Origin of the sequence: Gluconobacter sp. Dm-74 (assembly GCF_018256135.1) — a bacterium.
GTDB classification, from domain to species: Bacteria; Pseudomonadota; Alphaproteobacteria; order Acetobacterales; family Acetobacteraceae; genus Gluconobacter; species Gluconobacter cadivus.
The window spans coordinates 87,313-113,322 of record NZ_JAERLX010000005.1 but is presented as its reverse complement, the minus strand read 5'-3'; the positions used below and the strand labels follow the sequence as shown (position 1 = coordinate 113,322).

Here is a 26,010-nt window from a genome sequence, read left to right as displayed (position 1 = left end):
GGACACATCACTCATGAGCCAGATTTCCGGTGCAATGCCCCCACAACAATATTCCCCGATGGACATTGGTCCTGCCCCCGAGCAGGAATTCGCCGGTTTCGGTAGAATTTTCTCCATCCTGCGCCAACACAAACTTCTGATGTGTTCCGTTGCGGGCGGCACTTTCCTTCTGGGAGCGGCCGCTATTGCGACACTGAAGCCCTACTACGAATCTGTCGCCGAAATTGCGATCGGTGCACGAGGCATGATTTCCCCATCGGAACTCAGTCCTTATGCAGACCGTGCTCTGGATCTGGTCGCCCTTAATACCCAGATTGATATCCTCAAAAGCCCAACCATTGCCCTGATGGTGACGCAACGATTGCACCTCGCGGACACTCCTGAATACGTCAAGGCTTTGAATCCTTCTTTTCTATCACAACTCAAGAAAAGATTTGGCCTTCAAAAAGCCTCCCCTCCTCTGACGCCGCAGCAACGTAACGAGGTGGTTTCCGGTCTGCTCATGGGGAAAGTTCACATCAGCAATGATGGGCGCTCCGCGATCATAGGAATTACTGCACGATCTGCAGGTCCTGATTTGGCGCCCGCCATCGCTAACGGCTACGTCAAAGCCTATCTCGATTTCGAGCAACAGGCCAAGATTCAGGCCGCACGGAACGCGAGCCTCCTTCTGGAGGAACAGATCGCTCCCCTGCGCCAAAGATCAATCCAAGCCGAACAGGAACTCTCGCGGTACAGGCAGGAGCATAATCTCTACCTGTTGGGCGATGATTCGGGCGGCGATTCTGGTCGGACGGCCCGTATTGCACTGCCTGCCACACCCAATGACCTTCATCTGACACAGATGAATCATGAACTCGGCGAAGCAGAAGCAGATCTGGCGAGCAAACAGGCTATTTATCACGAGGCTGCTTCTAGCGGTAACGTTGGAACCATTACTGCCATCACCGCCTCCCCCCTGATTCAAGGCCTCAGACTTCAGCAGACCCAGATCAACGCCCGTATTTCGACACTCGCATCCACGGCACTGGAACAGAACCCGGAGCTGGTCGCAGCCCGCGCCCAGGCCGCACGCATCGATGCCCAGATTGCGGCAGAGAGCCAGAAACTTCTTCAGAATTTGCGTTACGAAGCGGACGCTGCCCAGCAGCGGGTCAATGCTTTAAAAGAGCGCACCAACGCCCTGCAGGCGAATGTCACGGAGGAAGAACACGCAGACATCCGGCTTCGCCAGCTTGTGGGGGAAGCAACTGCGGCACAGACCCTGTATCGTGACTACCTCTCACGCCTTGGTCAGGTGTCCGCAGAAACCACCATTCAGCAGGCAGAGGCGCGCCTGATTACACCGGCAAACCAGCCTCTGGGGCCGGCGGGGCCGCCCAAGAAGCAGTATGGCATATTGTTGTTCTTGGTTTCTCTGGGGCTGGGCGCTGGTGCGGCCCTTCTACGTGACCGCTCCCGCAGCAGTCTGCGGACGCTCGCCGAACTGGAGCAGCAGACACGACTGTTCGGGCTCGGCGCACTCCCGCGTTTCAGAGGCTCGCTTCGCGAACAACTGACATCCGGAGACTCCCTGTATGGCCGGATGCTCAACTCCATGCGGGCTATCCTGACCTTCGGCAATCCCTCGATCCGTACGAAGATCACGGTCATCACCTCTGCGGAGAGCGGCGAAGGAAAGACCACGCTCGCTATTTCGCTGGCTGCCAGCATCGGGGCACTCGGCAAACGCGCTCTTCTGATCGACTGTGATGCCCATCGGCCCAGCGTCCTGCGGGCGCTCGACCTCAGAGCACACGAAGAAGGTTTCATCCATGATGCCCTCCCGGGGCTGGATATTTTCGTCGCCAGCCAGACAGGCGAACCCGGCGTCCTGAATTTCGGCGCCCTCGGAGAATTTCTGGAGAAGCATCGCGGCGAATACGATCAGATCATTATCGATACGCCACCCATTCTGAGCTTTCCCGAAGCGGGCGTTCTGGCGTCCTTTGCCGAAGGTGTCATCATCGCCGTCAAATGGCATCAGACATCCGCAAGTGCCGTGATCGAAACGCAGAGAATTTTGCGGACACATCACGCAAACTGTCTGGGCGCGGTCCTGACCTTTGTCGATATCGAAAACCTGCGACCGGAAGAAAGCCTTCGTATGGGTGATTATTCACACTATCGCAAACTTGTTTCTTCTTCGTAATGGCTGTTTCTCCAATGAGCAAATTTTTCCTTAACGGACGCTTTTCCGTCCAGTCGCTCAGTGGCGTTCAGCGTTTTGCGACGGAAATTACGCGTGCCCTTTCGGAAATCTGGCCTGCGGATCTGCCACCCCCAGAACTCCTGACACCCCGGACAAATCCCGGGACTTCAGTGTCTGTCGATCTTGGTTTTCCTGCACGTTCCTGTGGCCGGTTCCAGGGGCAGATCTGGGAACAGATTGATCTACCAAAAGCCGCGGCATCAGGATTACTCGTGAATCTGGGCAATACGGCCCCTCTTCGCCTGTCATCGCGGCATAGTCGACAACTGGTTGTCATTCATGATGCCGGTGTCTTTTCAACGCCACAGTCTTACTCGCGTCAGTTTCGCGCCTATTACAAGATTTTGCATCGCCTTCTGGCATTGGGCAAAACGCGCATCGTTACGGTCTCAGAGTTTTCCAGAAATGACATCGCACGTCATTTAAAGATCGATCCTGCACGTATCAGCGTCATCACCGAGGGTGCGGATCATGCCACCCGTATTGCGGCGGACAGATCCATTTTAGAGACCCATGGTCTGGAAAGCGGAAAATACGTTCTGGCAGTTGGCAACAAAGCACCTCACAAAGATTTTGCAGCCCTTGATCACCTCGCCGCAACGCTGGGTCAGCGCGGGATCAAACTCGTCATCAGCGGTGGAATGAACGGACGGGTTTTCAGCGCAGGCGCTCCTGATCTGCAACACGCAACCTATGTCGGCAGGGTCACGGATGCGGAGCTGCACGCGCTCTATAGCGAAGCCGCCTGTTTTGTCTTTCCGTCCATCTATGAAGGTTTCGGCCTCCCGCCCGTAGAAGCTATGGCAGCCGGTTGTCCAGTTGTTGCACGCGATATTCCCGTCTTGCGCGAAGTATGCGGTCAAGCCGCCCTGTTCGGTCGAGCCCCCGCCGATCTGACGGCGCGTGTCATTGAATTGCTCGACAATCACGAGCGCGCCAATGACCTTCGCCGCGCGGGTTACGAACAGGTTCAGAAATACCGCTGGACGATCGCCGCAAGACAGCTCCTAGACATCATGCGCGAGGAATCTGCCAAATGCTGACAGCTTCCCGCCTATTGGCGATAATGATTGGCATCGCTGCCATCGTACCTGCCTATGCACAGGACGAGAGCGCAGGCCTTTCCCCAAGAAAGATGGTCTTATGGTGCACAGTCATGGATGGAGCCTCGAAACGCCTTTTCGCGTCTGATCCGGTTCCTACATCCGCACTTAGCCACATGGCTCTATGGAATGCCAACAGTCGTTTTATAACAATCGTCAATAGTCGCTACAATCTGACGATCCGTAACAACGATCATTCATGTTCCGTTTACCTCGATATGACACACGCTACAAAAGCCCGCGACGTGCTCGTCTCCCTAGCGCAACAGCGTGGCAACCGTATTGTAAACGTCGGATCGAATTAATTCATGACCCCCGATACAACCCAGATGCCCTCGGCAGACCTCCTCTGCCCTCACGGTTCTCATGAGGACAACCGACAGATGCAGCCGATACCCACGAACACTGAAGAGACTGTTCTTTTTACAGAAAAAATGCAGGTCGTCGTGGGTATCGCCACCAGTAGCCGTCCAACAATTCTGGCCGAACTCGTGCGTCAACTGGCTCATCAAACCGTCAAACCGCACAGAATCATCATCAGTTACGCTAAACCGGACGATATTTCCGCTATTCCCCAGACGCTTCGGGACATGGCTTCAGTCGAATTCGTCACCGGGCATCAGGGAGCTGCCGTTCAGCGCAATGTCATCCTTGACCGCCTTAAAGACGAAGATATCGTCCTGTTTTTCGATGACGATTTTTTCCCCCACCCGACATATATCGCCCGTATCATCGAAGCATTTCGTGACAATCCCAATATTCTGGGCGCAACAGGACACGTTCTAGCGGATGGCGCACAAGGGCCCGGTCTGCTGATTGAAGATGCAAACCGTCTGAACGCTCAAGCTGACACAGCGGCAGTTTCTAAAATCGAAGATGCTTTCAACACTTACGGCTGCAACATGGCGTTCCGTTGCGCCGCCATAAAACGTCTTGGCGCGCGCTTCGATGAAAGACTCCCTCTCTATTCCTGGTATGAAGACATAGATTTTTCCCGCTCTCTTCTGCCCCACGGCAGGGTCGTCAAGGTCAACAGCGCGCAAGGTGTGCACCTTGGCAACAAGACCGGGAAAGGCTCCGAACTGCGGCTGGGTTACTCCCAGATCATCAACTGCATCTATTTGGCCCAGAAAGGAACGTATCCCTGGTCCAACGCCCTGAAAAGCGCAGGGCGGCATCTCGTTATTAACACCCTGAAATCATTCAGACCCGAATATTACATCGACCGCAAAGGCCGTTTGCTAGGCAATCTGATCGGACTTGGTGACCTGCTGAGGAACCGCATTACGCCAGAACGAGCTGCAACACTTCATTCAAATAAAAAGGCTTCCTGAGATGCGATTCTCCTTGGTTGTCTCGACTCTGGCCCGCCCTGCCGAAGTCGAGGCCTTCATGCAGGGGCTAGAGAAACAGACGTTCAAAGATTTCGAAGTCATTCTGGTCGATCAGAGTCAATCGGACATCTACGAAGATCTTGTCGCTCGATACAGCGCCAAATGGCCTTTGAAACACCTTCGCCCCGAGATCAACGGACTGCGTTATGCTCGCAATTTTGGCGCGAACCTCGCAGTGGGCGACCTCATAGCCTTTCCGGACGACGACTGCATTTACGAGCCCGACACGCTGGAACGGGTGAACGCCTATTTCCGCAAAACAGATGATACAGGCTTCATTACTGGTGCCGTGCTCAATCTGGACGGCGCCCCCACAGCCATGGGGCGCTGGCTGAGAAAAAGCCAGAATCTGAACCAGCATAACATCTGGACTGGGCTAATCGAGTTCAATTTTTTCATGCCGCGCAACACGTTTGAAAAAATCAATGGGTTCGATGAAGATCTGGGGATTGGCGCCCCATTTGGGTCTGCAGAGGGCCCCGACCTTGCCCTCCGCCTGATGGCGGTAGGATCGAAAGGGTACCACGATCGCGCCCTTCTGGTCCGCCATATGGACAAACCACCCACTCTCAACCGTGAACGGGCCTATGACTATGGCATTGGGATGGGGTACGTCCTTCGCAAGAACCGTGCAGCCCTGAAAACAGTCATGACATTCTTTATCCGCCCCTTCGGAGGGATCTGTCTCAGCATCATCCGCAGACGATCTGAAATGACAGCCTATTATTTCAAGATGCTTCAGGGGCGATTGTCTGGATATTTCTGCCAGGCGGCCAGTAAGGCAGCCCGGCATAGGGCAGGAAAAATTCTTTCCTGACAGACGTTTTTTTGTAAGTAGGAAGACAGACCGCCATGCAAGTTCACTTACTGAAGATCCTCGCGGTCGCCAGCATGGTGGCAGTGTCGATTTCCACTTCTCCTGCCATTGCCCGTCCGAATGATCCGGCCGCGATGATCGCAGCCTGTCCCGCATGGCCAGCCCATTGTCGGGTCGATCTGAACGGACGGGTTTACAGACTTCAGAACACCCTGCACCTCAATCCGCTCACGACAACTCTGACCAATGGCGTATTGGACGCTTCCAGCCTTCCCGATGGGCAACCTGCAATTCTTGTCTCATCAGACGGGAAAGGGCAGCCGGAAAGTTACGATACTGCCTCTAACAGCATCGATCATCTTGTTCTGACCGGTCAGTCCAAAGCAGACGGAATCGTTCTGGACAACAAAGATGATGATAACATTCGTGCCGCTGCAATTACGCTGGAAAACGTCTCCATTTCAGGCTTTCGGCGGGGACTGACTTTCGGGAACCATGCCTATGTTTTCGGTCTCTCGCATGTTCAGATCCATAATAACGCGACGGGGATCTATACCATTCCCAACCCCTCGGATGCCGGTGAGCGGATTGCGTTGGAAGACGTCAATGTTTTCAACAACACACTCGGCGTCGATGATGAAGGCGGCATGGAGTTGGACTGGCTCGCATCACGTCTCGATTATAATGCGACAACCGCCTTCATTTCCGGTCCGTGGACGTTCGACGGGCATATCGAACTTGCTCCTCCGCAGACGCCTCCGATCCGATTGCACGCCTTGGTCGGAAAACCAGCAGGGTCTCTTTACATGACCACCGGATCGATCGTTCTTGTCAACCAGTCTGGCGGCAAGGCCAGCAGTGATTACTGGGTCCAAAGCGACAGTCCCTACAGCACCATCCAGTTTCCAGCCCAGACTTATGGTGTCCGCGGAAAGATCGGCATCATGAATGGCCCCGCCGCCGTTTATGGTCCCGCCTTTCCGGCGTTCAATCCTCACTGATCAGACAAAGCCCCTGATGAGGTGCAAAGCCTGATCAGGGGCCTGTAGCCTACACCATCCAGCGCCTGACAGATTCAAGACCCAGTGTCAGGAGTTCTTCGGCCCGTTCGGAGGTCGCCGACTCAACATATACCCGCAATTCCGGCGCATTCCCGGATGGCCGCAGATGAATGATGTCACCACGTTCGAACGTCATCCGGATACCGTCCGTCTCATCGACGGTCGCGACAGGCCCACAGGCCTCCACGAAGCCCAAAGCGCCACTCATAGCAGGAACATCCTCGCGCAGGAGGGCCAAACGGGCCTTGCTCTGCTCTGTGGGGACATCTTTTAGACGGTCGCTCACCGTGAAACGGGGCGGAAGTGTCTCAAGCAGTTCCGCAAGCCCGCTCTGCCCGCTTCTGGCGGAAACCAGCGCACAGAGCATCGGCAGGACGGCATCGCGCGTCGGCAAAGCCACGAGACGTCGGCCGCCATGCTCGATATCGCTGGCAAGCAGAAAGCCCCCATTGGCTTCATAACCAACGGACGGAACATTTCCCTTTTCCACAGCATCCGTCATGCCTGACACGACAAACGGCGAGCCAATGCGCGTTCTTTGAACGAAGGGCGCAACGCCGGACGCTTCCAGCGCCGTATTGCTGCTGACGGGCGTTGTGACGGATACGGCGCCGAGTTTGCGGGCCGCGAGAATACCCAGCACATCCCCCCGGAGCCAGCGACCATTCTGATCCGCCAGCAGCGGACGATCGGAATCACCATCCGTCGTCAGGATCGCATCGAACTGTCCGGTCTGTGCCCAGTCCCGCGCTAGAACGACATCTTCCGGGCGCACAGCTTCCGTATCGACCGAAACGAACACGTCGGAGCGTCCCAGAGGATGGGCTTCACCCCCGAGGGCCTCGACGACGGACACCAGAACGTCACGCCCCACGGCAGAATGCTGATAGACTCCGAGTTTCAGGCCTGAAAGCGCTGTCGGACCAAAGAAATCGACATATCTGGCGACATATTCCGGTAGCACATCAGTCAGAGGCGGAACTGTGACCTCAATTTTCAGCGCGCCCTGCTCATCAAACCAGCCTTCCGGAAGCGTGACGTCCTCATGCCGCATGGCCGCTTCGTCGCTTTTAAGAAATTCGCCGCGCGCACGGTTGAACTTGATGCCGTTCCGGTCGTCCGGAATATGGCTTCCCGTCACCATAAGGGACGGAATACCCCTGCCAAACGCATAAAGGCTCAGAGCAGGCGTCGGCACAAAGCCGCAGTTTACAGGCTGGCCTTCCATCCAGAGAATGGCAGCCGCACAGGCGCGCAAAATGCGCGGCGTACTCGGTCGCAAGTCTCCGGCAATGGCGACGGATGTGCCGGGAGTAAACTCTCCCAACGTCCGTAAATGTTTGAGATAGCCGACGGTATACGCAAAACAGACAGCATCCGTCATGGACGTCACAAGTCCACGTGCGCCGCTCGTTCCAAACGCAACGCCTGATTCCACCATCCAGTCAGCTATTTTCATATGTAATCAGTCCCAAACAGTTAGAAAAACAGGCGATGGATGGACATATCAGTGCCTGATTGCGGGCAGTAAGACGCGCTTCTTTTTGCATCCACTCAAGAAGAAGCATTCCCTGTTTTTATGGCTCACGGTTGCTGTGATGACAACCGTGCAGGTTATCCGCAGCAGATCAGATTTCTGGCCCGTCATCGGGGCATCAGCGTGATAAGTCACACTAAATCTTAAAATATCACAGATATATGTGTTCTATATCTCGCAATCGGTGATATGGCTGTCCTTCGAATTTGCGTGTCCCTGACACTGAAGCCGTCTGGAGGGCCAGAAATGCGCCGGGATTTCATCATCGGAATCGATAGCGGTTCCACCACGACCAAAGCCGTTGTGTTTTCGTCCACAGGGGCCATCGTCGGAACAGGGCGACGCCGTGTTGCACAGCACATGGAGCGCCCGCACCATGTCGAGCGCGATATGCACGAAGCGTGGCAGGCCGTTATTGGGTCCATTCGCGATGCGCTGAGCACCGCGGGGCTGGACGGAAATGCCATTGCCTCTGTCGGTGTCACCGCGCACGGGGATGGTGTTTTTCTACTTGACCGCTCAAGAAATCCACTTGGTCGGGGCATCATGTCGCTCGACAGTCGGGCGACGGCCATTCACGATCGATGGAAGCGTGACGGTATTTCCGATCTGACGCTCCCGATCGCGGGGCAGCGTCCGTATATCTATTCGGCGAATACCCTGCTCGCCTGGATCCGGGACAACGAACCGGAACGGTATCAGGCAATCGGGGCCGTGATTTTTGCCAAAGACTGGATCCGTTATTGTCTGACGGGTGAAATCGCGACGGATCTGACCGAGGCCAGCACGTCTTTCACCGATCTGTACACGCAGGATTACAGCGACGACCTGCTGGATGTTCTGGGCCTTGCGGACATTCGGGCTGCGCTGCCGGAAATGCGTCTCTCCTGTGAGCAGGGTGGCGTTGTGACCGCCGAAGCCGCAGCGCTGACGGGACTTGTGGCCGGCACGCCCGTTTCGGTCGGATTGCATGATGTGACGGCCGCAGCCGTCGGTCTGGGCCATACCAGAGCAGGCGATCTGTCGATCACGGCTGGAACCTTTTCGATCAACGAGGTTTTTCGCGACCGGCCTGTCGTCGGGGAAGGCTGGGCCTGTCGGGCAGGATATCGTCGCGGCCTGTGGAACTGCATGGCGATTTCTCCGGCGTCTTCGAGCAATCTCGAATGGCTGGCAAAAATCCTCATGCCCGGAGATCAGGACGCGGCCCGTGTCCTTTCTGCGGAAATAGAAGCGCGCCTGTCCCAGCCGGGAACCCGTCCTGCGGTTCCGCTGTATCACCCGTTCCTGTTCGGCTCGCCCTATGACGCACCCGCCAGCGCGTCCCTGTTCGGCGTACAGTCCTGGCATGATCGGGCGGACCTGTTTCAGGCAATGGTGGAAGGCACTGTCTTCAATCATCGCGAACATGTCGATGCCCTCAAACAGACCGGACCCGTCCGCAGGATCGGAATTTCGGGAGGTGGAAGCGGACAGCCTGCTATCGCCCAGATGTTCGCGGATATTCTGGGCATGCCTGTCCGCATCCCTGAAGTTCGCGAGGCCGGAGCACTCGGCGCGGCTCTGACAGCGAGTGTTGCCGTAGGATTATACGCAAACCTTGAAGATGCCGTGGCCGCGCAGGACGTGCCGATGCACACCTACAGACCGCAGCCGGACCGCGAACGCGTCTATGAGGGAATTTATCGCCGCTATGTCGCACTGACACAAGCCATGAGGCCGTTCTGGTCAGATCTTTATGATGGCGGAACATCCTCCTTGAAGCCTGCCACGACAGAACGATCTCGCGAAAACGATCTCGTGGAGGCCGGACCGGTTCTGAACTACGCGATGGCCGGCACCATGACACAGGGAGCACGGCCATGAGTGGACTGAAAGATATCCGCGATAACGCGGAGTTCGATGTCGTCATCATAGGCGCCGGCATCAACGGAGCCGGGCTGTTTCGCGAACTGGCCCTACAGGATCTGCGCGTCCTGCTCGTTGATCGGAGCGACATCTGTTCTGGTGCTTCCTGCGCGCCCTCGCGGCTGATCCATGGCGGAATCAAATATCTCGAAACGGGTGAATTCCGCCTGGTTGCGCAGTCCACTCTGGAGCGCAATCTTCTGCTACGGAATGCGCCGCATGTGGTCAAACCCTTGCCAACGGTTCTGCCAATCCGCTCCTGGTTCGGCGGCATCGTCCCGTCTTTAAGGAAATTCCTGCGTCTGGGCGGAAAAATGACGGACCGGGGGGCTCTGGTGCTGGAAGCCGGACTTCAGATCTATGATTTTCTGGGACGGCGCGCACGTGTCATGCCTCGACACAGCCTGTTCCTCAATCGCAGAACGCGGGAAGAATGGCCACATATGGCGACGGACGTTCTCGCCACCGCACAATATTATGACGCGGCCATCACCCAGCCCGAACGGCTTGGTTATGAATGTGTGCAGGACGGGCTGAATGTCGGGACCGGCTGCGGGATTGCGACCTATACCGTTCCGGTTTCATTTGCCGATGGTATTCTTCATCTCAGAGACAGCATCACCGGAGAGACACGCAATGTCCGGACACGGGCGCTTGTGAATGCGGGAGGCGCGTGGATCGATCGCATCAATGCCGTCCTCGGCGAGACGACGCGTTATATCGGCGGCACGAAGGGCTCGCATTTGCTGTTGCGGCATGACGGGCTTCTGCGCGAACTCAAAGGACGCATGATGTATTTCGGAACGCCGGACGGACGGATCTGTCTGGCCTATCCGTTTTACGGTCACGTTCTGGTCGGCTCGACGGATATCCGGATCGAAGATCCCGATACCGCCATCTGCACCGATGACGAACAGGAATACATGCTGCGAATGGTCGCGGATCTGTTCCCCGGCTTCAGCTTCAGTTCTGATGACGTAGTTTACCGCTACAGTGGCGTCCGCCCCCTCCCCGCGACCGATGCGTCTGATCCCGGAGCCATCAGCCGCGATCATATCGTGCATGAAAACCGGCTTGGAGACACGCCGCTGCTATCCTTGGTTGGCGGGAAATGGACGACATTCCGTGGACTGGCCGAAGAGGTTGCAGACCGGCTGCTTGAAACGCTGGGCGCTGCACGGCACCTCTCCACAAAGACTTTCCCGATTGGCGGCGGCCGCGATTATCCGGCGCCGGAGCGCTATTCCGCGTATCTGGACGAGTTTTTCGTGACCTATGGCATGCCGCGCCAGAGGGCCGGAATTCTGTTGGAACGGTACGGATCGCGCGCCCGCGCTTTTGCAGTGTTCTGCCAGAAGGAAGCCGACGCGCCATTGCGGACACTCCCGACCTACACACGTCGCGAACTGGCCTTCATCACTTCGGAAGAACTGGTCCGCACCCTTTCCGATGTTCTCTTTCGCCGGACGCCGGTTGCCCTGAGCGGCCTCCTCACACCCGACGTCGTTCTCGAGGTGGGCGGTGTCGTGGGTGCAGCTCTCGGATGGAGCGCACAGGAAACGGACCGGCAGTGCCGCGCCGCCTGGAAAGAAGCGCAGGAGCGCCACAACCTGAAGGGCGACCTCCCCGACACCTCCCCCTCACAGACAGCCCTGAGAGCCTGAACCATGAACCGTTACGAAGAAAAAATCGCGCGCATGCTGGCCGGTCAGGACGACCGTACGGATTTCATTCTCGCAGATGCCAAGGATTCCGACATGGCCGCGGGCGTCAGCGCCACAGGCCTGCGTCGCGACCCCAGACAGGGTCATTCCCGTTTCCGAACGCGCCGCGAATATGTCGACGTGATCCACGGCATCCTCCAGCAGGACATCGTGGACATCATGCTGACGTCGGCCTCCATTCTGGAGACCCTGATCGCGGAAGACGGTTTTGCCGGAACCCGGATCCAGTCCGCGATCCGAGCCAATGACACGACGGATCTGTGGCGTGGACGGGGTGGGTCCTACCAGTCCCAGAAATCCGTTCCGTTTCGCTCGGCATCGCTGAAAAAAGCGCAGACCAGCCTTGGACTATATTCTATGACCTTCAACGGCGACGCCGAGCAGGACAGCTTCGCGCTGGAAGAATTCGCCCGCTTTCGGGAAGAAGCCGAAGAAAGCCGCTTTTCGTATTTCCTTGAAGTCTTCAATCCCAATGAAGGCCGGATCGCACAGGCGGATCGCGGCTTTTATCTAAACGACATGATCGTCCGCTGTCTGGCAGGTTTGCGGCGTGAAGAACGCCCCATTTTCCTCAAGGTGCCCTTCAACGGTGCGGATGCCCTGAGCGAACTCTGTGCGTTCGACCCTTCCGTGATCGTAGGCATCATGGGGGGCAGCAGCGGAACAACGCGCGACTGTCTGGAACTGATCCATCAGGCGCAGTGCTGTGGTGCGCGCGCAGCGCTTTTCGGCCGCAAGATCGTGGATGCCGATGACCCGCTTCTGCTGATCGAGGCCATGCGCAGCGTGACCGACGGCGCGCTGTCGGCAAAAGAAGCAACACATCTCTATCATGAAAAACTGGGCGCTCAGGGCGTACCGCCCCTCAGAGAGGCGGATCTGGATAGCGTAGTGACCGAAGCGGTCCTGCTGGAGCGCGCAGCGTAACATTTTTATGTGATTATAAAGCAGAGCGGGTTTCCCAAGAATTCAGAAGAAAATCGCCCTCAAAGAGGATTTTTCTTCTGAACTTCCTAAATTTTGTATCGTTATTTTTGGTATTGGTAACTCTTTTATGTTATGCTTTAACGCTCAAGCTAACATATGCCGGTCTGCAACACGGAGAATCGGGATGAACATTCAGCCTCTCGGAAGGTCGGAAATGGATCAGGTCTGGATCGGAACGAGCTGGAAGATGAACAAGGGACCCGCCGAGGCCATCGCTTCAGCGCAGGCCCTTGAAGGATTTGTTCCGCCGCAGGGGATCCAGCCTTTCGTCATCCCGCCTTTCACATCTCTGAAGGATGTCTGCACCGTGCTGGAAGACAGCGCCCTGATGGTGGGCGCGCAGAACATGCACTGGGAAGACAGCGGTTCCTGGACGGGCGAAGTATCGCCGGAGATGATCCGGGGCTGCGGCGCTTCGATGGTGGAAATCGGTCACTCCGAACGTCGCCAGCATTTCGGCGAGACGGACTGGACCGTTAACCTGAAGGTTCACGCAGCCCTCCGCCACGGATTACGCCCGCTCATCTGCATCGGCGATACGCTGAACGAGTACGAGTTTGGTGTCTCGCACGAAACGCTGGCCCGGCAGACCAAGATCGCACTGCATGGTGTGGCGCGAAACGATCTGGCGCATGTCCTGATTGCCTATGAGCCGGTCTGGGCCATCGGAGCTTCCGGCCGCCCGGCGGACGCAGGCTTCGTCTCGGATGTTCACACCCGGCTCCGGCGCGTCGTGCAGGACCTCGCAGGTGCGGAGGGCGCGCGCATCCCGCTGCTTTATGGCGGGAGCGTCTCGCGGGACAACATCCGCAGCTATGTCGAACTTGCGGATGTGGATGGTGTGTTCATCGGGCGGGCGGCCTGGAAGGCGACGGACTTCATGGCTCTCATCGACAGTGTGCGTGATCTGGTTTCGGACAAAATAGCGGCCTGAACGGTCGCCTGAACGCAAGAACAGGAAAATGACCATGCGTATTGCCATTGGTGGAGACAGCGCCGGCGAAGGTCTGGCGAGACTTCTGACCCAGCATCTCTCGACGCTTGGACGCCATGTCGTCGTCGACATGTCCCATCCCGAAGATGAACGGGCCGAACTGTATTCCGAACTGAGCGAGCGCGTATCGCTGGCGGTTCTGAGCGGTGAATTCGACCGGGGCATTCTGTGCTGTGGAACCGGAATTGGCGTGTGTATTTCCGCCAACAAAATTCCCGGCATCCGGGCGGCGCTGACCCATGACACCTATTCCGCCGAACGCGCAGCCCTGTCGAACAACGCGCATATCATCACCATGGGCGCACGCGTGATCGGACCGGAAGTGGCGAAGTCGATCGTGGAAGCCTGGCTGGCCTGCACCTTCGATCCCAAAAGTGCATCGGCGCGCAATATCGCCGGCATTGATGCACTCGGCAGGAAATACCGGCAGCCCGTCTCTGCGGACATGAGCTGCTGAAATAAAAAACCTTCAGCCCGAACAGGTTCTGGCTGATTTTCGAAAGAACAGAGTTATGAAAACGGCATTCGCTTTTGCCGCAATGCTGGCGGCTGCGCCAGTTCTGTCCTCCGGCGTCGCCTGTGCGGCGGAGAGTGGCGCGCCCCTGCATTTCGTTCTGATTCCCAAAACGGTCCATCCGTGGTTTGACAAGGCCATGACAGGGGCGAAGGCCGCTGGCGACATGATCACCAAAGCGACGGGCCGCCCGGTCGAGATCGAATACCGCGCGCCGCAAACAGCCGATGTGTCTTCGCAGAACGACATTATCGAACGCGCTGTCGCAACCCATCCCGACGGCCTGATTCTTGATCTGCTGGATGAGAAGGGCAACCGCGCCGCCATGGACGAAGCGGCAGACCAGAAAATCCCGATGACGGTGTTCGACTCCCTGCCTCCCGAAGGCATGGACATCACAGCCGTCGGCGCGGATTTCTGCGAACAGGGCACCATGGCGGCCGAGCGGCTAGCGAACCTTGTTGGCAAGAAGGGTGAGGTTGCCATCATGATGGGTGTGCCCACAGCGCCAAACCATACGCTTCGGGCCGAATGTGAAAAGAAGGTCTTTGCAAAATACCCCGACATGAAAGTCGTCGCGACGGGGATCGACAATGACAGCATCGAAACCGCCCAGAAACAGGCCTCCGCCATCATGCAGGCCCATCCGGACCTAGTGGGCTGGGTCGCCTGCGATGCCTCCGGACCGGTGGGCATCGGACAGGCCATCCGTGAGGGCGGCAAGACCGGCAAAGTCAAGGAAGTCGGCCTCGACAACCTCAATGACATGATCCAGCTCATCAAGGACGGCGTAGCGGAATCCTCAGCCTCAAGCCGCCCCGAAATGCAGGGTTATTGGGCCGTCATCTCCGCCTGGCAGAAAGCCATGGGACAGAAGACACCCAAATATATCGATACCGGAATTGATCTTCTGACCAGCAAGACCCTCTGACATCTTGCCGTACGATCAGGACAAGGGAAACACGACCATGACAATTCTTCAGATCGAAGCCGTACGGAAGACCTATCCCGGCGTGGTCGCGCTCGATCATGTGGATCTGACGCTGGAGCCGGGGAAAATCCATATTCTCGCGGGCGAAAACGGTGCCGGAAAATCCACCCTGATCAAGGTCCTGACCGGCCTCGTCGCCCCCGATGAGGGCCGCGTCCTGATCGAAGACGGAGACGCGCTGGCGGACCGCACCCTGTTTACGAAGGTCGCCTATGTACCGCAGGAGCTGAGCCTTTTCGGCTCCATGACGGTGGCCGAGAACATGTTCATGCCCTTCGACCGCTCCGGGTTCGGCCATCTGACTGTGTCGCGGCGTGCCATGGAAAAGGCGGCAGCAGACCTCATCCAGCGCTTCGGCATTCATGCAAAACCCGGACATCTGGTAAACCGCATCAGCGTGCCGGACCAGCAGCTTCTTCAGATCGCGCGCGCGGCCTGCCGTGAGGAATTCAGGGTTCTCATCCTTGATGAACCGACTTCCTCACTGACGGCGAACGAAACCGAGCATCTGTTCGGGATCATCCGCAGGTTGCGCGATGATGGCTGCGCGATCGTGTTTGTCTCCCACAAGATGGAAGAAATCTTTGAGCTGGGCGACACGGTAACGGTTCTGCGCAATGGCCGCAGCGTCGGCACCTACCCCATGCAGGGCATGACGGAAGGGCACCTGATCCAGCTCATGTCCGGCAGTTCCGTCTCGCTGGAAGAGAAGTTCCAGCCGCGTTTCGCCGTCAGTGAAAACGACACCATCTTGAGCGCTAAACAAATTTCAGGACCTGGGTTTTCGGACGCCTCCTTCACCCTGCGCCGGGGCGAGATCCTTGGATTTGCGGGGCTTGTCGGCGCGGGCCGCTCCGAACTGATGCAGACGATTTTCGGCTATCATCGGGCGACATCCGGCCAGTGCTTCCTCGACGGAGAAGAAATCCCCCGTGGCCGCACGGACCGTGCCGTAGCGATGGGGATGGTTTACCTCTCCGAAGAGCGCAAACATCACGGCATTTTCCCGCTGCTCAGCGTGCGGGAAAACATCAGCCTCTCGGTTCTGGATCGCATGAAGCGCGGCGGCATCATTTCCTCCCGGCGTGAAAATGACGTCGTAGCGGAGACGATCCAGCAGTTCGACGTCCGGACGTCCTCCGCGTCCAAAAAAATCGTTCATCTGTCAGGCGGCAACCAGCAGAAGGCAATCATTGGACGCGCAATGGCCCGCAGGCCGCGCGTCCTGATTTTCGATGAACCCACCAAAGGGATCGATATCGGAACCAAGTTCCAGATTTACCGCATCATGCAGCAGCTTGCCGAAGAAGGCGTGGGGATCATCCTCGTTTCGTCCGAAATGACCGAGCTTCAGCGCTGCGCCTCGCGGATCATCACCATGTATTCCGGCCGGATCACGGGTTCGTTCGATCAGGCCACCACCGACGTCAACACGCTTGTCGGCGCGATCATCGGCGCCCCGGAGACCCGTCATGTCGCTTGAAACCACCCTCCCCGCCGCGCCGTCCAAGCCACCGAAACTTCCACCCATGAAGGCTCTGGTGTCGCGTCTGGTCGGCAATCCGCTGGGCGGCGTCATCGCCGCGCTCGTCATCATTTTCGGGGCGTCCTGTGCGCTGTCGCCGCACTTCCTGACGTCCTTCAACATGATGATAATCGCGCGTGCGCTGGCCTTTGTCGGGCTGGTCACGATCGGACAGTCCGTCCTCATGATTCTGGGCGAGCTTGACCTGTCTGTTGGCGCCATTGGCGGTCTGGCGGGCGTGGTCGGCGGTATTTTGATGGTGCAGCTTGGGCTGAACCCCTGGCTTTCGCTCGGGCTGTGCCTGCTGATGGGAGCCGGGTGCGGCTTGCTGAACGGGGCGCTCATTACGCAACTCCGCCTTCACTCTCTGGTGCTGACAATCGGTATGGCTGGCGTTTATGGCGGCGCCAACCTCGTTGCGACCAAAGGCGTGGCCATTACGGGTATTCCGCGCGACATCTCCTTTCTCGGACGTGGACTCGTCATGGGCGTTCCCGTGCCGTTCGTCGTGCTTCTGGTGTGTCTGGCGGTTGTGGCGTTCGTCATGTTCCGCACACCTGTCGGCCGCTACATCTACGCGATCGGCAGCAACCCGGACGCCGCCCGGATGCTGGGCATCCGCGTCAACGCCATCCGCATGGGCGCTTTTGCCCTCGCCGGATTCCTGTCCGCCCTTGCCGGGATCCTGATGGTCGCCCGCCTGGGAACAGCCCAGCCTTCCATCGGTGACACATGGGTTCTCGCACCCATCGCCGCAGCCGTCATTGGCGGCGTCGCGACCACCGGCGGCATCGGCAGCCCGGTCGGAGCGGTTCTGGGTGCAGTCATCATCGGCATGATCGAAGACATCATCGTTCTGTTCGGAATTTCGCCCTACTGGCAGTCGGTCGTCAGCGGCGGGATCGTTGTCCTCGCCATCTCCTTCGACGCACTGGCCCGACGTTACCTCAACCGTGATGCAGCCTGACTGTCCCGCTGCGGGACACGACTGGAGGAAAAACACATGACTAAGATCTGCGGCGACGCATCCAATTTCGCAATGTCGGCCCTTCGCGGGTTCAGCCTGATCCATCATGACCTTGTGCGCCTCGTCCGTGGCGGCGTTCTGCGGGCAAAGCCCGGCCCGAAAGGCAAAGTCGCCGTCGTGCTTGGAGGCGGTTCGGGCCACTATCCCGCCTTTGCAGGCTATGTCGGCAAGGGCTTCGGCGATGCCGCCGTAGCAGGCGACATTTTCGCATCGCCCTCCACGCAGGCCATCAAGAGCATCGCCCGACAGGCCGATCTCGGCGGCGGGATCATCCTCGGCTACGGCAACTACGCGGGCGATGTGCTCAATTTCGGGATTGCCGCCGACCGTCTGCGCGAAGAGGGCTATGACGTCCGCGTTCTAGCAACCGCCGATGACGTGGCCAGTTCGGACGCCTCCACCCGCGAACGCCGCCGGGGCATTGCGGGGGATCTGGTGATTTTCAAGATCGTCGGGGCCGCTGCCGAAGCCGGACTGACGCTCGATGAGGTCGAGGAAGTCGCGCATCGCGTGAACCGTCAGACCTGCACCTTCGGCGTGGCTTTCGACGGCTGCACCCTGCCCGGCGAGACTGAAAAACTGTTTGAAGTTCCCAAGAACCGCATGGCCCTAGGTTTGGGTGTTCACGGTGAGCCGGGAATTGATGAACAGGACGTGCCCACCCCCGAAGCGCTGGCAAAAATCCTGTTCGACCGCCTTCTGGCCGAAATTCCCCACGAGGCCCCGCGACGTGTCGCTGTGCTACTGAACGGTCTGGGCAGCACCAAGCAGGAAGAGCTTTTCGTGCTGTGGAACGCGCTGGCGCCAATGTTCGAAAACGCCGGACTGACCCTCGTGGCCCCTCTGGTGGGCGAATATGTCACCAGTCTGGACATGGCGGGCTGTTCCCTGACTCTGACATGGCTCGACGAGGATCTTGAGCAGTACTGGCGCGCACCGGTGGATTCCGCGGCCCTACGCCATGACAAGTTGGTCGGAGACGGCGTGGCCGACCTTGCCGTCGAAGACGAAGCGACGATCGTCTATATGCGCTCCGCTACCGCAGCGGGCCGACAGGGCGGCGCGTGCGTCGCGGACGTCATGGAAAATCTGGCGAAAATGCTGGCCGCCGAGGAATCCAGCCTTGGCCATATCGACGCCCTTGCAGGCGATGGCGACCATGGACAGGGCATGGCGCGCGGCTCCGCAGCCTCGGCCCGCGCCGCCCGCAACGCGGCCAATGCTGGTGCAGGCCCTGCCACGGTTCTGGCCACGGCCGCCGATGCCTGGGCCGATCGTGCCGGGGGCACATCGGGCGCTCTCTGGGGGGAAGGTCTGCGGGCCTTCAGCACGGCGCTCGATGACGGCCGTCTGCCGAGTGCAGAGCAGCTTTCGCAGGGCGCCCGCAATAGTATGGAGCGCATCATGCTGCTCGGCAGGGCCAGGCCCGGCGACAAGACTCTCGTGGATGCCTTGGTCCCGTTTGTGGAAACGCTGGAGCGGGAACTGGCCGCGGGCCATGAGCTTGTCAAAGCCTGGATGGAAGGCGCAGAGGCCGCCTATCAGGCCGCGCAGGACACACGCAACCTGTTGCCCCGAATGGGACGTGCGAAAATGCACGGCGAACGGAGCAAGGGCCATCCCGATGCCGGTGCCCTGTCCCTCGCCCTCTGCGTACGCAGCGTCGGTAGGGATTTGAAAAGCGGCATGGCTGCCCAGCACGCCCACGATCTGCTGCACGACCTCAGGGCCTGACAGCAAAGTCACCGATCATCGTCTCTTCTGCTTGGGCGGACGATGATCGGTGCCCCCCCTTTTCGCCAGTTAAAGGGCGATCGGATATTCACGCGACGGCCTGTGTTCCGACACAAGCCGCGCGGAAAGTTCACGGACAATCTCGGGATATCTGGCGGCCACATCACGCTTTTCGCCCGGATCTGCCGTCAGATCGTAAAGTTCCAGCCGGGACGACCCGACAGGCCGCACGATTTTCCATTTCCCCAGACGCGCCGCCTGCCAGAAAGACGGCTCATACGTCTCCCAGTAGAGCAGTCGCTCCGGCAGCTCCCCCTGCCCCAGCAGAACGGGTGTCAGATCGAGACCATCCGTCACCACAGGAACACTGCGCCCTGCCAGCCCGAGAACCGTCGGCAGCAAATCAGGATGATAAACGGGCGTCCCGTTCGTCGTGCCCGCAGCGATGCGTGAAGGCCAGCGCGCAATCAGCGGAACACGGATTCCGCCCTCGTAAAGCTCGCGTTTATAGCCTCGCAACGGACCATGAGAGTTGAAGAAGGTCACAACTTCCGTCTGCTCCGCCGTGGGTTCGGATCTCGGCCCATGATCGGACGACACAAACACGATCGTATCATTGTCCAGCCCGGACGCTTCAAGCGTTTGCAGAATACTGCCGACGCCAGCGTCCAGAAATTCGATCATGGCCGCATAGGCCTTTTCCCGGGAGCCCCAGGGCTCTCCTGCATAATCCCCCTCGGCTGGCGTAATATGCGGACTATGCGGCGCGTTATAGGCGACCGTCAGAAAGAAGGGCTTCTGGCGATGACGCCTGATGAAGTCGCAGCTCTGATCCGTCACGATGTCGGTTTCGTAGACGGCCCGCCCCCCGCCGGCATTTCCCGCGACATCCTGCAACGTCGTGCCGTCGTACCATTTCTCCGGAAAATAGCCCTGCGTCTTTTCCGTCTGCGTCAACCATCCGTGGAATTCATCAAACCCGTGCCGCGTCGGGATGGCATCAGGATCGTAACCATCGAGATGCCACTTCCCCACCAGCCCCGTCACATATCCCTGCTCTTTCAGAACGGACGCGACCGTCGGCTCCTGATCGAACAGATTGGCCCTGCGGATCTGTTCCTTCCCCTTGTATCCGACCACGCCTCCGGCGAGCGCAAAATTGTCTCGGATGGACGCATGTCCCATATGGCGCCCCGTCATGAGCGCACAGCGGGAAGGCGAGCAGATAGGCGCGCCACCATAAGCCTGCGTGAACTTTATGCCCTGAGCCGCCATCCGGTCGATATGCGGTGTGCGGATTCTGGTCTGGCCGTAACAGCCCAGATCATACACACCCAAGTCATCTGCGATGATGTAAATGATGTTGGGCACACGCGAGACTGCCCTGGAAGCCGCCTGCGCAGCCCCCTCCGACAGCCCCAAAGTCACCGTGCCGAGCGCTGCGGTTCCGGCGAGGAGTGTCCGGCGGTTCATACGGATTGAACGGATCAAGGCCTGCGCCTCCTTTGATGGAACGGGATTCATTGGCCGGAGGACTGCGCAGTCGTGAGGGTGACCGTGTCGATACCGCCCGTAAATGCTGCGGGCACCGTATAGGCCGGGCTCACGGCAGACCCCAGATCACGACCGATATCGAGGGTCTCGCGCGATGACAGGGCGATGTTGCTGAAACGCGCCTGCCGGGCCGGAGCTTCGTCCACGGAAAGCCCTACCGTCGCGGGAACCGGCTTCCCGCCCACCCAGCGCCGGATCATCTCCGCTGCCGCATCGCTTTTACCCGCTGTCCGCTCCTGCTCCGGTGTGACCGTCACGACAATATGCCGCCGTCCTGCCGCCAAAGGAGCAGACGTTACGATCTGTCCTGTCCGCACACCATTTGCATTGGCTTCATAAACAAGGCGCCCCTTCGAAACATAAAGGGTGACACCCCCATATCGCCCGCCCTCGGCGAAAATCACCCCCTGCGCCCCGCCCGCAGGAACATCGACATCAGCACTCAGCGTATACGGATCATGCCCCAAATCCGGTGCAAAACGCGGCCCTACGCGATCCACGCCAGAGCGGTATGTAAAGACCGTCTGGCCTGTCGCCGTACCAAGCGGATATGCGTCAACTCCGGGCCGGAGCGGATCTGCATGATTACGGCTGGCCTCGTGCTGGAAAAGAACCTGAAGCTCTTTGAGTTTTTCGGGATATTTCGCAGCCAGATCATGGGCCTGACTGTAGTCATCGCTCAGCCTATAGAGTTCCCACGGATGCGTCTGCGGCTGTGTTCCACGGGTCAGATACACGCTGTTGTCACCCACTTCCCATGTTTCCTGAGCAAGCTGTCCGGCCCACCATCCATCGGAATAAATGCCCAGATTTCCGCTCGTAGTGAAATACTGCACTTTGTGCCGCGACGGAGCGTCGGGATGATCGAACGTATAGAGCAGGCTCCGGCCTTCAATCGGGAGTTGCTCAACGCCCGCCGTGTGGGACGGCGGTGTAATCCCGGCGGCTTCATAAAGCGTTGGCGCAATATCATTCAGATGCCCGAACTGCCCCCGTATTCCATGAGTGTCGTGGATGCGTGCGGGCCAGGAGATGACCAGCGGGTCCGTCGTCCCACCCAGATGGGCGGCATCCTGTTTCGTGCCCTGAAACGGAGACGTCAGCGCCCATGCCCATGCGGCGGCATAATGGTTGAGATACAACTCGCTTCCCAGCGCATCACTGTCGGCCAAACGCGTCCTGACATCCGGCGTTCCGCCCTCCGCAGTCTTCGCATCCCTTCCTAGAAACCCGCCTTCGGCACTCCCGCCATTATCCCCGAACACTTCCAAGACAAGCGTGTTGTCTGCAATGCCTTCCTCCCGCAGCGTCGCCAGAAGCCGCCCGACTTCATGATCGGTTTCTTCGGCAAAAGCGGCATAGACCTCGGCCTGATGCGCCAGAAGCTTCTTTTCATCCGCAGACAGACTGTCCCATGCAGGCAGAGTAGAGGGCCGCAGTGTCAGTTCCGCATTCGCCGGGATGACGCCAAGCGCCTTCTGACGCTCAAAGCTCTGCTGCCGGATAACATCCCAGCCCTGATCGAACTTCCCTTTGTATTTCGCAATCCATGCCTTGGGCACATGATGCGGCTCGTGCGTCGCACCCGTCGCATAATAAAGGAAGAACGGTTTGTCGTGCGCCACGGCGTCATGCTGATGCAGCCAGCGGACAGCTTCATTGGTGATGTCGGTCGTGAAATAATAGCCCTGTTCCGGCGTGGAAGACGGCTCAACAGGGGTCTGGTCACGGTAAAGACGCGGATAATACTGGTTGTCCGCGGCGGCGAGAAACCCATAAAAATGTTCGAACCCCCACCGCCCTGTCGGCCACAGATCAAATGGCCCCGCCGCGCTGATCTGCCAGTAAGGCGTATTGTGCCATTTCCCGAATGCCGCCGTATTATACCCGTGCTCCTTGAGAACTTCGGCAACCGGCGTCACGTTCGCAGGCAGAACGGTATTATATCCCGGATGCTTCGAAGCCGCTTCTTCGATATTTCCAAACCCCACCTGCCGGTCATTATATCCTGTCAGCAAGGATGCCCGCGATGGGGAGCACAACGCATTGACGTGAAAATTGTTATATCGCAGCCCGGCATCCGCCAGACGTGCAAAATCCGGTGTCGAAATCGGGCCACCAAAAACATTCGTCGCACCAAATCCGACATCATCAATCAGAATCACGACAATATTCGGCGCCCCCCTAGGCGCCTGTGGCGATTGCGGCCACCCCTGCGTCGCTTGGGACGGTTCTGCGGCACGGGCATGCTGCACAATACTGCCCCATAAAAGCGTACTGCCCAGAAGAAGGCCCAGAGACGTCTGTCTTTTCATGACCATTCCTCGCCGGTTCAGTAATTCACACGGGCAATAAAGCCGAAATTGCGGGGCTGCGTGACATAGGCGTACCAGCTGCCATTTCCCGAAGCGGCGCTTCCCTGGGAAATCTGCGTGACACGCCGCTCGTCCGTTGCATTATTGATGAAGCCCGCAAGCTCCCAGCGCCCCTGATGGTCGCGAAACCCGAAATTCAGGTTCAGCGTGCCATAAGCCGGCACCCAGCCATAAACGGAGTTGTTGCTGGAGGTGTTCATGCGGGTGTTGTAATTGTAGCTTCCGCCTGCATAGGCATCGAGAGGGCGGGAAAAAATCTTTCCGATCCCGTGCGAATACTGCACCGCAGCCGACAGCGCCCATCTCGGCACGAACGGAATCTGCGTATGGGCGAGACTGTAAGCGCCTTTCCATGCCAGTTCCGGCGGCGCACTTGTGGAATACTGGAGGAACTGAGCGTCATTATAAGACGCAGACAAAGACGTCACGAGATTGGCAAGCGGGCTGTAATGAATGTCCATCTCCGCACCACGGACCCGCACTTTCGGAGCACTGCTCAGATAGGAAACCAGCGCGCCCTGATATTCATGAACTGCCGTAACCTGATAATTGTGGTCGTTCGTCTGATACAGCGCACCGCTGACCAGAAGACGGTTCTGAAGAAACTGCGCCTTCGCCCCGACCTCAAAAGAGTCATCCGTCTCCTTTCCGACATTCGGCGAAACTGCGCCCTGAGAAAGCTGGCTCGCAGAAAAAGAGACCAGATTGAGGCCACCGGATTTTCCACCGCGGCCATAGCGGCCGTAGACAATGGCATTATTCGCCACATGGTATTTCGCAACGAACTGTCCGGTTACGAAACCATTATCGACATGCGCGCCATATCCCGTATTGCTACCATACAGGCCCCAGATTTTCTCTGCCGTAGCCACTGATGTAACGGCTGAATTATAGCTTTCGGGTGTGACCTGCCACTGGGAAAAACTTCCCGTTTTAGCACTGTAATTATATCGTACACCCGTCACGAAATCCAGTTTGCGGGTGATGTGCCAGGTCCCGTTCGCGTAAAGCCCGTAATAATTGGTGGTGGGCTGTCCATAGCTGCGCACGTCATAATTGTTCAGGACATTCGAGGCCTGTTCGGCAGAAATACCGCTGACAGGTGAGCTTCCGGTTCCATATCCATACCACGCCCCGGCATCCGGTCCGTAGCGGGTGTCACCGTAAACGCGGTTTTCCTGCCACATGTAAAACGCTCCCACCCGATAATCGAGCAGACGCCCCAGAGAACTGGAAAAACGGAGTTCCTGCGTGAACTGCCTTTGATCGACCTTGGCATTGCTGTTGAGAATGGCATTGGCCGGCCCCAGATCACCGTCATTATGCGGTGCCCAGTCCCACCAGCGGAAAGCCGTGATGGAGGACAGCGTGAAATTGGCATGGTGCCAGTCCACATGGCCCGAAAGCCCCATGTCTTCCTGCTCTGCGTCAGAAAGAGAGCTTCGGTTGATGGTATAAGGCGCATTGGAGGGGGCCGTGCCACCATATCCCGCCCAACCCAAACGCTGCGGCAGCGTTCCCGCTACGGCGCTGCCATCCGTCTTGGTTGCAACGATCTTGTAGAGCCCCCCAGAGCAGCAGTTTTCACGAAGATGGGCATAATCTCCCGTCAGCCGGACACTCAGCTCATCCGTGGGGTGATACAGAACCTGTGCGCGGAAAGAGCGGCTTGTCTGGCCATTAATATCGCCCCCGCCCGCAAGGTTTTTGACCCAGCCGCTGTTGCCATATCCCAACGCACTCAGCCGGACCGCAAGCTTGTCCTTGATGAGCGGCGTCGTCACCCCAAGGCTCCAGCGGTTATAATCATAATTTCCAACCCCCGCTTCACCATAGACATGTCGGGTATGCAGATCCGGCGCGGCCGTTGTGAGTTCGATGGCGCCTGCCGTGGCCGTCATGCCCCCTTCCGTTCCCGCCGGACCACGCAGGACGGTGATCCCGTTCAGATCGACCAGATCGCTCAGCGCTGTTGCAGGGCGTGAACGATAAACACCATCGACATACACCGCCACGCCCCCTTCGATCCCATCCGTCGCTGCCGTTCCGGCGGCTCCGAGACCACGGATATTGATTGTGGTGTTGCGCGGATTGGAAATATTGAGTTGAACGGTCGGCAGGAGACGCGCGGCCTGAGGCAGGGCCGTGATATGTTCGGCCTTCAGTTCCTGTGCACCGATCCGTGTCGCAGCCTGCGGAACGTTCTGAAGCGCATGCGTTTCCTGGTCAATCGTGTGCGCTGCTGCCTGCGCCGGAGATGCGACCACATGGATCCGTTCCGGATCGGAAACCGGCACCTTGACCGCTTTGAGAGTGGGCCGTGCTGCCGGAACCGATTTTGCCGTGTGATGCCTGTGCGCGGCATGCGTGGCCGCGATTCCTTCTTGGGGGGCAGCGTTCTGTGCCTGCGCACTGTCCCACCCCGTCACATCAACCACGGCAGCGATGGCGGTAAGCAGGACGTATTTTTTCTTCATGACCAGAATATTCCCGAACCGCATTAACATTTATATA

Annotated in this window: 18 protein-coding genes; 14 read left to right on the top strand and 4 right to left on the bottom strand. The window is 58.3% G+C overall.

Translation table 11 applies throughout. The features are described 5' to 3' along the window. Nucleotides 1-13: 13 nt before the first annotated feature. The 5 genes from JK208_RS09345 (at nt 14) to JK208_RS09325 (ending at nt 6,566) form a co-directional block, all read left to right on the top strand. Nucleotides 14-2,191: a polysaccharide biosynthesis tyrosine autokinase gene (locus JK208_RS09345; RefSeq protein WP_211575808.1), complete on the top strand. Its 2,178-nt coding sequence runs from the start codon at nt 14-16 to the stop codon at nt 2,189-2,191. 14 nt (nt 2,192-2,205) lie between these two features. Further along, entirely contained in the window at nt 2,206-3,294 is a 1,089-nt protein-coding gene (locus JK208_RS09340; RefSeq protein ID WP_249202065.1) for a glycosyltransferase family 1 protein, read from the top strand. A 368-nt stretch (nt 3,295-3,662) separates the two neighbouring features. Next, nucleotides 3,663-4,688 (top strand): glycosyltransferase family 2 protein, encoded by a 1,026-nt coding sequence (locus tag JK208_RS09335; RefSeq protein WP_249202064.1) that lies wholly within the window; start codon nt 3,663-3,665, stop codon nt 4,686-4,688. A 1-nt stretch (nt 4,689) separates the two neighbouring features. Continuing rightward, nucleotides 4,690-5,565 carry a glycosyltransferase family 2 protein gene (locus JK208_RS09330; protein ID WP_211575806.1) on the top strand — a complete coding sequence of 292 codons (876 nt, stop codon included), beginning with the start codon at nt 4,690-4,692 and terminating at the stop codon, nt 5,563-5,565. A gap of 35 nt (nt 5,566-5,600) precedes the next feature. Then, entirely contained in the window at nt 5,601-6,566 is a 966-nt protein-coding gene (locus JK208_RS09325) for a hypothetical protein (RefSeq protein WP_211575805.1), read from the top strand. Nucleotides 6,567-6,615: 49 nt separating this feature from the next. Here JK208_RS09325 and JK208_RS09320 read toward each other — a convergent pair whose 3' ends face one another. Then, nucleotides 6,616-8,067, bottom strand: a complete 1,452-nt coding sequence (locus tag JK208_RS09320) for a phosphomannomutase (RefSeq protein WP_211575936.1) — start codon at nt 8,065-8,067, stop codon at nt 6,616-6,618. Between the two features lie 342 nt (nt 8,068-8,409). Here JK208_RS09320 and JK208_RS09315 point away from each other — a divergent pair, with 342 nt between their 5' ends. From JK208_RS09315 to JK208_RS09275, 9 genes are all read left to right on the top strand, one after another. Continuing rightward, a complete protein-coding gene (locus JK208_RS09315) occupies nt 8,410-10,029 on the top strand; it encodes an FGGY-family carbohydrate kinase (RefSeq protein ID WP_211575804.1) in 1,620 nt (539 codons plus the stop codon). Continuing rightward, on the top strand, nt 10,026-11,735 hold the full coding sequence (locus JK208_RS09310; RefSeq protein WP_211575803.1) for a glycerol-3-phosphate dehydrogenase/oxidase: 1,710 nt from the start codon (nt 10,026-10,028) through the stop codon (nt 11,733-11,735). Before JK208_RS09315 ends, JK208_RS09310 begins: the two co-directional genes overlap by 4 nt. 3 nt (nt 11,736-11,738) lie before the next feature. Then, nucleotides 11,739-12,722: a hypothetical protein gene (locus JK208_RS09305; RefSeq protein WP_211575801.1), complete on the top strand. Its 984-nt coding sequence runs from the start codon at nt 11,739-11,741 to the stop codon at nt 12,720-12,722. Nucleotides 12,723-12,906: 184 nt separating this feature from the next. Then, complete coding sequence (locus JK208_RS09300) at nt 12,907-13,716, top strand: triose-phosphate isomerase (protein WP_211575800.1); 810 nt, start codon at nt 12,907-12,909, stop codon at nt 13,714-13,716. 34 nt (nt 13,717-13,750) lie between these two features. Further along, on the top strand, nt 13,751-14,233 hold the full coding sequence (locus JK208_RS09295; protein WP_211575799.1) for an RpiB/LacA/LacB family sugar-phosphate isomerase: 483 nt from the start codon (nt 13,751-13,753) through the stop codon (nt 14,231-14,233). A 55-nt stretch (nt 14,234-14,288) separates the two neighbouring features. Further along, nucleotides 14,289-15,221, top strand: a complete 933-nt coding sequence (locus tag JK208_RS09290; protein ID WP_062108616.1) for a substrate-binding domain-containing protein — start codon at nt 14,289-14,291, stop codon at nt 15,219-15,221. 37 nt (nt 15,222-15,258) lie between these two features. Further along, nucleotides 15,259-16,764 carry a sugar ABC transporter ATP-binding protein gene (locus JK208_RS09285; protein ID WP_211565522.1) on the top strand — a complete coding sequence of 502 codons (1,506 nt, stop codon included), beginning with the start codon at nt 15,259-15,261 and terminating at the stop codon, nt 16,762-16,764. After that, a complete protein-coding gene (locus tag JK208_RS09280) occupies nt 16,754-17,773 on the top strand; it encodes an ABC transporter permease (protein WP_194262488.1) in 1,020 nt (339 codons plus the stop codon). Before JK208_RS09285 ends, JK208_RS09280 begins: the two co-directional genes overlap by 11 nt. A 36-nt stretch (nt 17,774-17,809) precedes the next feature. Further along, on the top strand, nt 17,810-19,567 hold the full coding sequence (locus JK208_RS09275; RefSeq protein ID WP_211575798.1) for a dihydroxyacetone kinase family protein: 1,758 nt from the start codon (nt 17,810-17,812) through the stop codon (nt 19,565-19,567). A gap of 69 nt (nt 19,568-19,636) precedes the next feature. On the opposite strand, the gene JK208_RS09270 is transcribed toward JK208_RS09275, so the two are convergent. From JK208_RS09270 to JK208_RS09260, 3 genes are read right to left on the bottom strand one after another with little or no spacing between them, the layout of a single operon-like run. Beyond that, the gene (locus JK208_RS09270) at nt 19,637-21,058 is read right to left on the bottom strand and encodes an arylsulfatase (RefSeq protein ID WP_249202063.1); all 1,422 of its coding nucleotides are present in this window, start codon (nt 21,056-21,058) and stop codon (nt 19,637-19,639) included. A gap of 29 nt (nt 21,059-21,087) precedes the next feature. Next, nucleotides 21,088-23,436: an arylsulfatase gene (locus JK208_RS09265; RefSeq protein WP_211575797.1), complete on the bottom strand. Its 2,349-nt coding sequence runs from the start codon at nt 23,434-23,436 to the stop codon at nt 21,088-21,090. A gap of 17 nt (nt 23,437-23,453) precedes the next feature. Then, entirely contained in the window at nt 23,454-25,973 is a 2,520-nt protein-coding gene (locus tag JK208_RS09260) for a TonB-dependent receptor (RefSeq protein WP_211575796.1), read from the bottom strand. Nucleotides 25,974-26,010 lie beyond the last annotated feature (37 nt).

What these genes read in the sequence shown, in the direction of transcription:
- JK208_RS09345 (WP_211575808.1), top strand. Translation starts at nt 14, where the DNA reads ATGAGCCAGATTTCCGGTGCAATGCCCCCACAACAATATTCCCCGATG.
- JK208_RS09340 (WP_249202065.1), top strand. Translation starts at nt 2,206, where the DNA reads ATGAGCAAATTTTTCCTTAACGGACGCTTTTCCGTCCAGTCGCTCAGT.
- JK208_RS09335 (WP_249202064.1), top strand. Translation starts at nt 3,663, where the DNA reads ATGACCCCCGATACAACCCAGATGCCCTCGGCAGACCTCCTCTGCCCT.
- JK208_RS09330 (WP_211575806.1), top strand. Translation starts at nt 4,690, where the DNA reads ATGCGATTCTCCTTGGTTGTCTCGACTCTGGCCCGCCCTGCCGAAGTC.
- JK208_RS09325 (WP_211575805.1), top strand. Translation starts at nt 5,601, where the DNA reads ATGCAAGTTCACTTACTGAAGATCCTCGCGGTCGCCAGCATGGTGGCA.
- JK208_RS09320 (WP_211575936.1), bottom strand. Translation starts at nt 8,067, where the DNA reads ATGGTGGAATCAGGCGTTGCGTTTGGAACGAGCGGCGCACGTGGACTT.
- JK208_RS09315 (WP_211575804.1), top strand. Translation starts at nt 8,410, where the DNA reads ATGCGCCGGGATTTCATCATCGGAATCGATAGCGGTTCCACCACGACC.
- JK208_RS09310 (WP_211575803.1), top strand. Translation starts at nt 10,026, where the DNA reads ATGAGTGGACTGAAAGATATCCGCGATAACGCGGAGTTCGATGTCGTC.
- JK208_RS09305 (WP_211575801.1), top strand. Translation starts at nt 11,739, where the DNA reads ATGAACCGTTACGAAGAAAAAATCGCGCGCATGCTGGCCGGTCAGGAC.
- JK208_RS09300 (WP_211575800.1), top strand. Translation starts at nt 12,907, where the DNA reads ATGAACATTCAGCCTCTCGGAAGGTCGGAAATGGATCAGGTCTGGATC.
- JK208_RS09295 (WP_211575799.1), top strand. Translation starts at nt 13,751, where the DNA reads ATGCGTATTGCCATTGGTGGAGACAGCGCCGGCGAAGGTCTGGCGAGA.
- JK208_RS09290 (WP_062108616.1), top strand. Translation starts at nt 14,289, where the DNA reads ATGAAAACGGCATTCGCTTTTGCCGCAATGCTGGCGGCTGCGCCAGTT.
- JK208_RS09285 (WP_211565522.1), top strand. Translation starts at nt 15,259, where the DNA reads ATGACAATTCTTCAGATCGAAGCCGTACGGAAGACCTATCCCGGCGTG.
- JK208_RS09280 (WP_194262488.1), top strand. Translation starts at nt 16,754, where the DNA reads ATGTCGCTTGAAACCACCCTCCCCGCCGCGCCGTCCAAGCCACCGAAA.
- JK208_RS09275 (WP_211575798.1), top strand. Translation starts at nt 17,810, where the DNA reads ATGACTAAGATCTGCGGCGACGCATCCAATTTCGCAATGTCGGCCCTT.
- JK208_RS09265 (WP_211575797.1), bottom strand. Translation starts at nt 23,436, where the DNA reads ATGAAAAGACAGACGTCTCTGGGCCTTCTTCTGGGCAGTACGCTTTTA.
- JK208_RS09260 (WP_211575796.1), bottom strand. Translation starts at nt 25,973, where the DNA reads ATGAAGAAAAAATACGTCCTGCTTACCGCCATCGCTGCCGTGGTTGAT.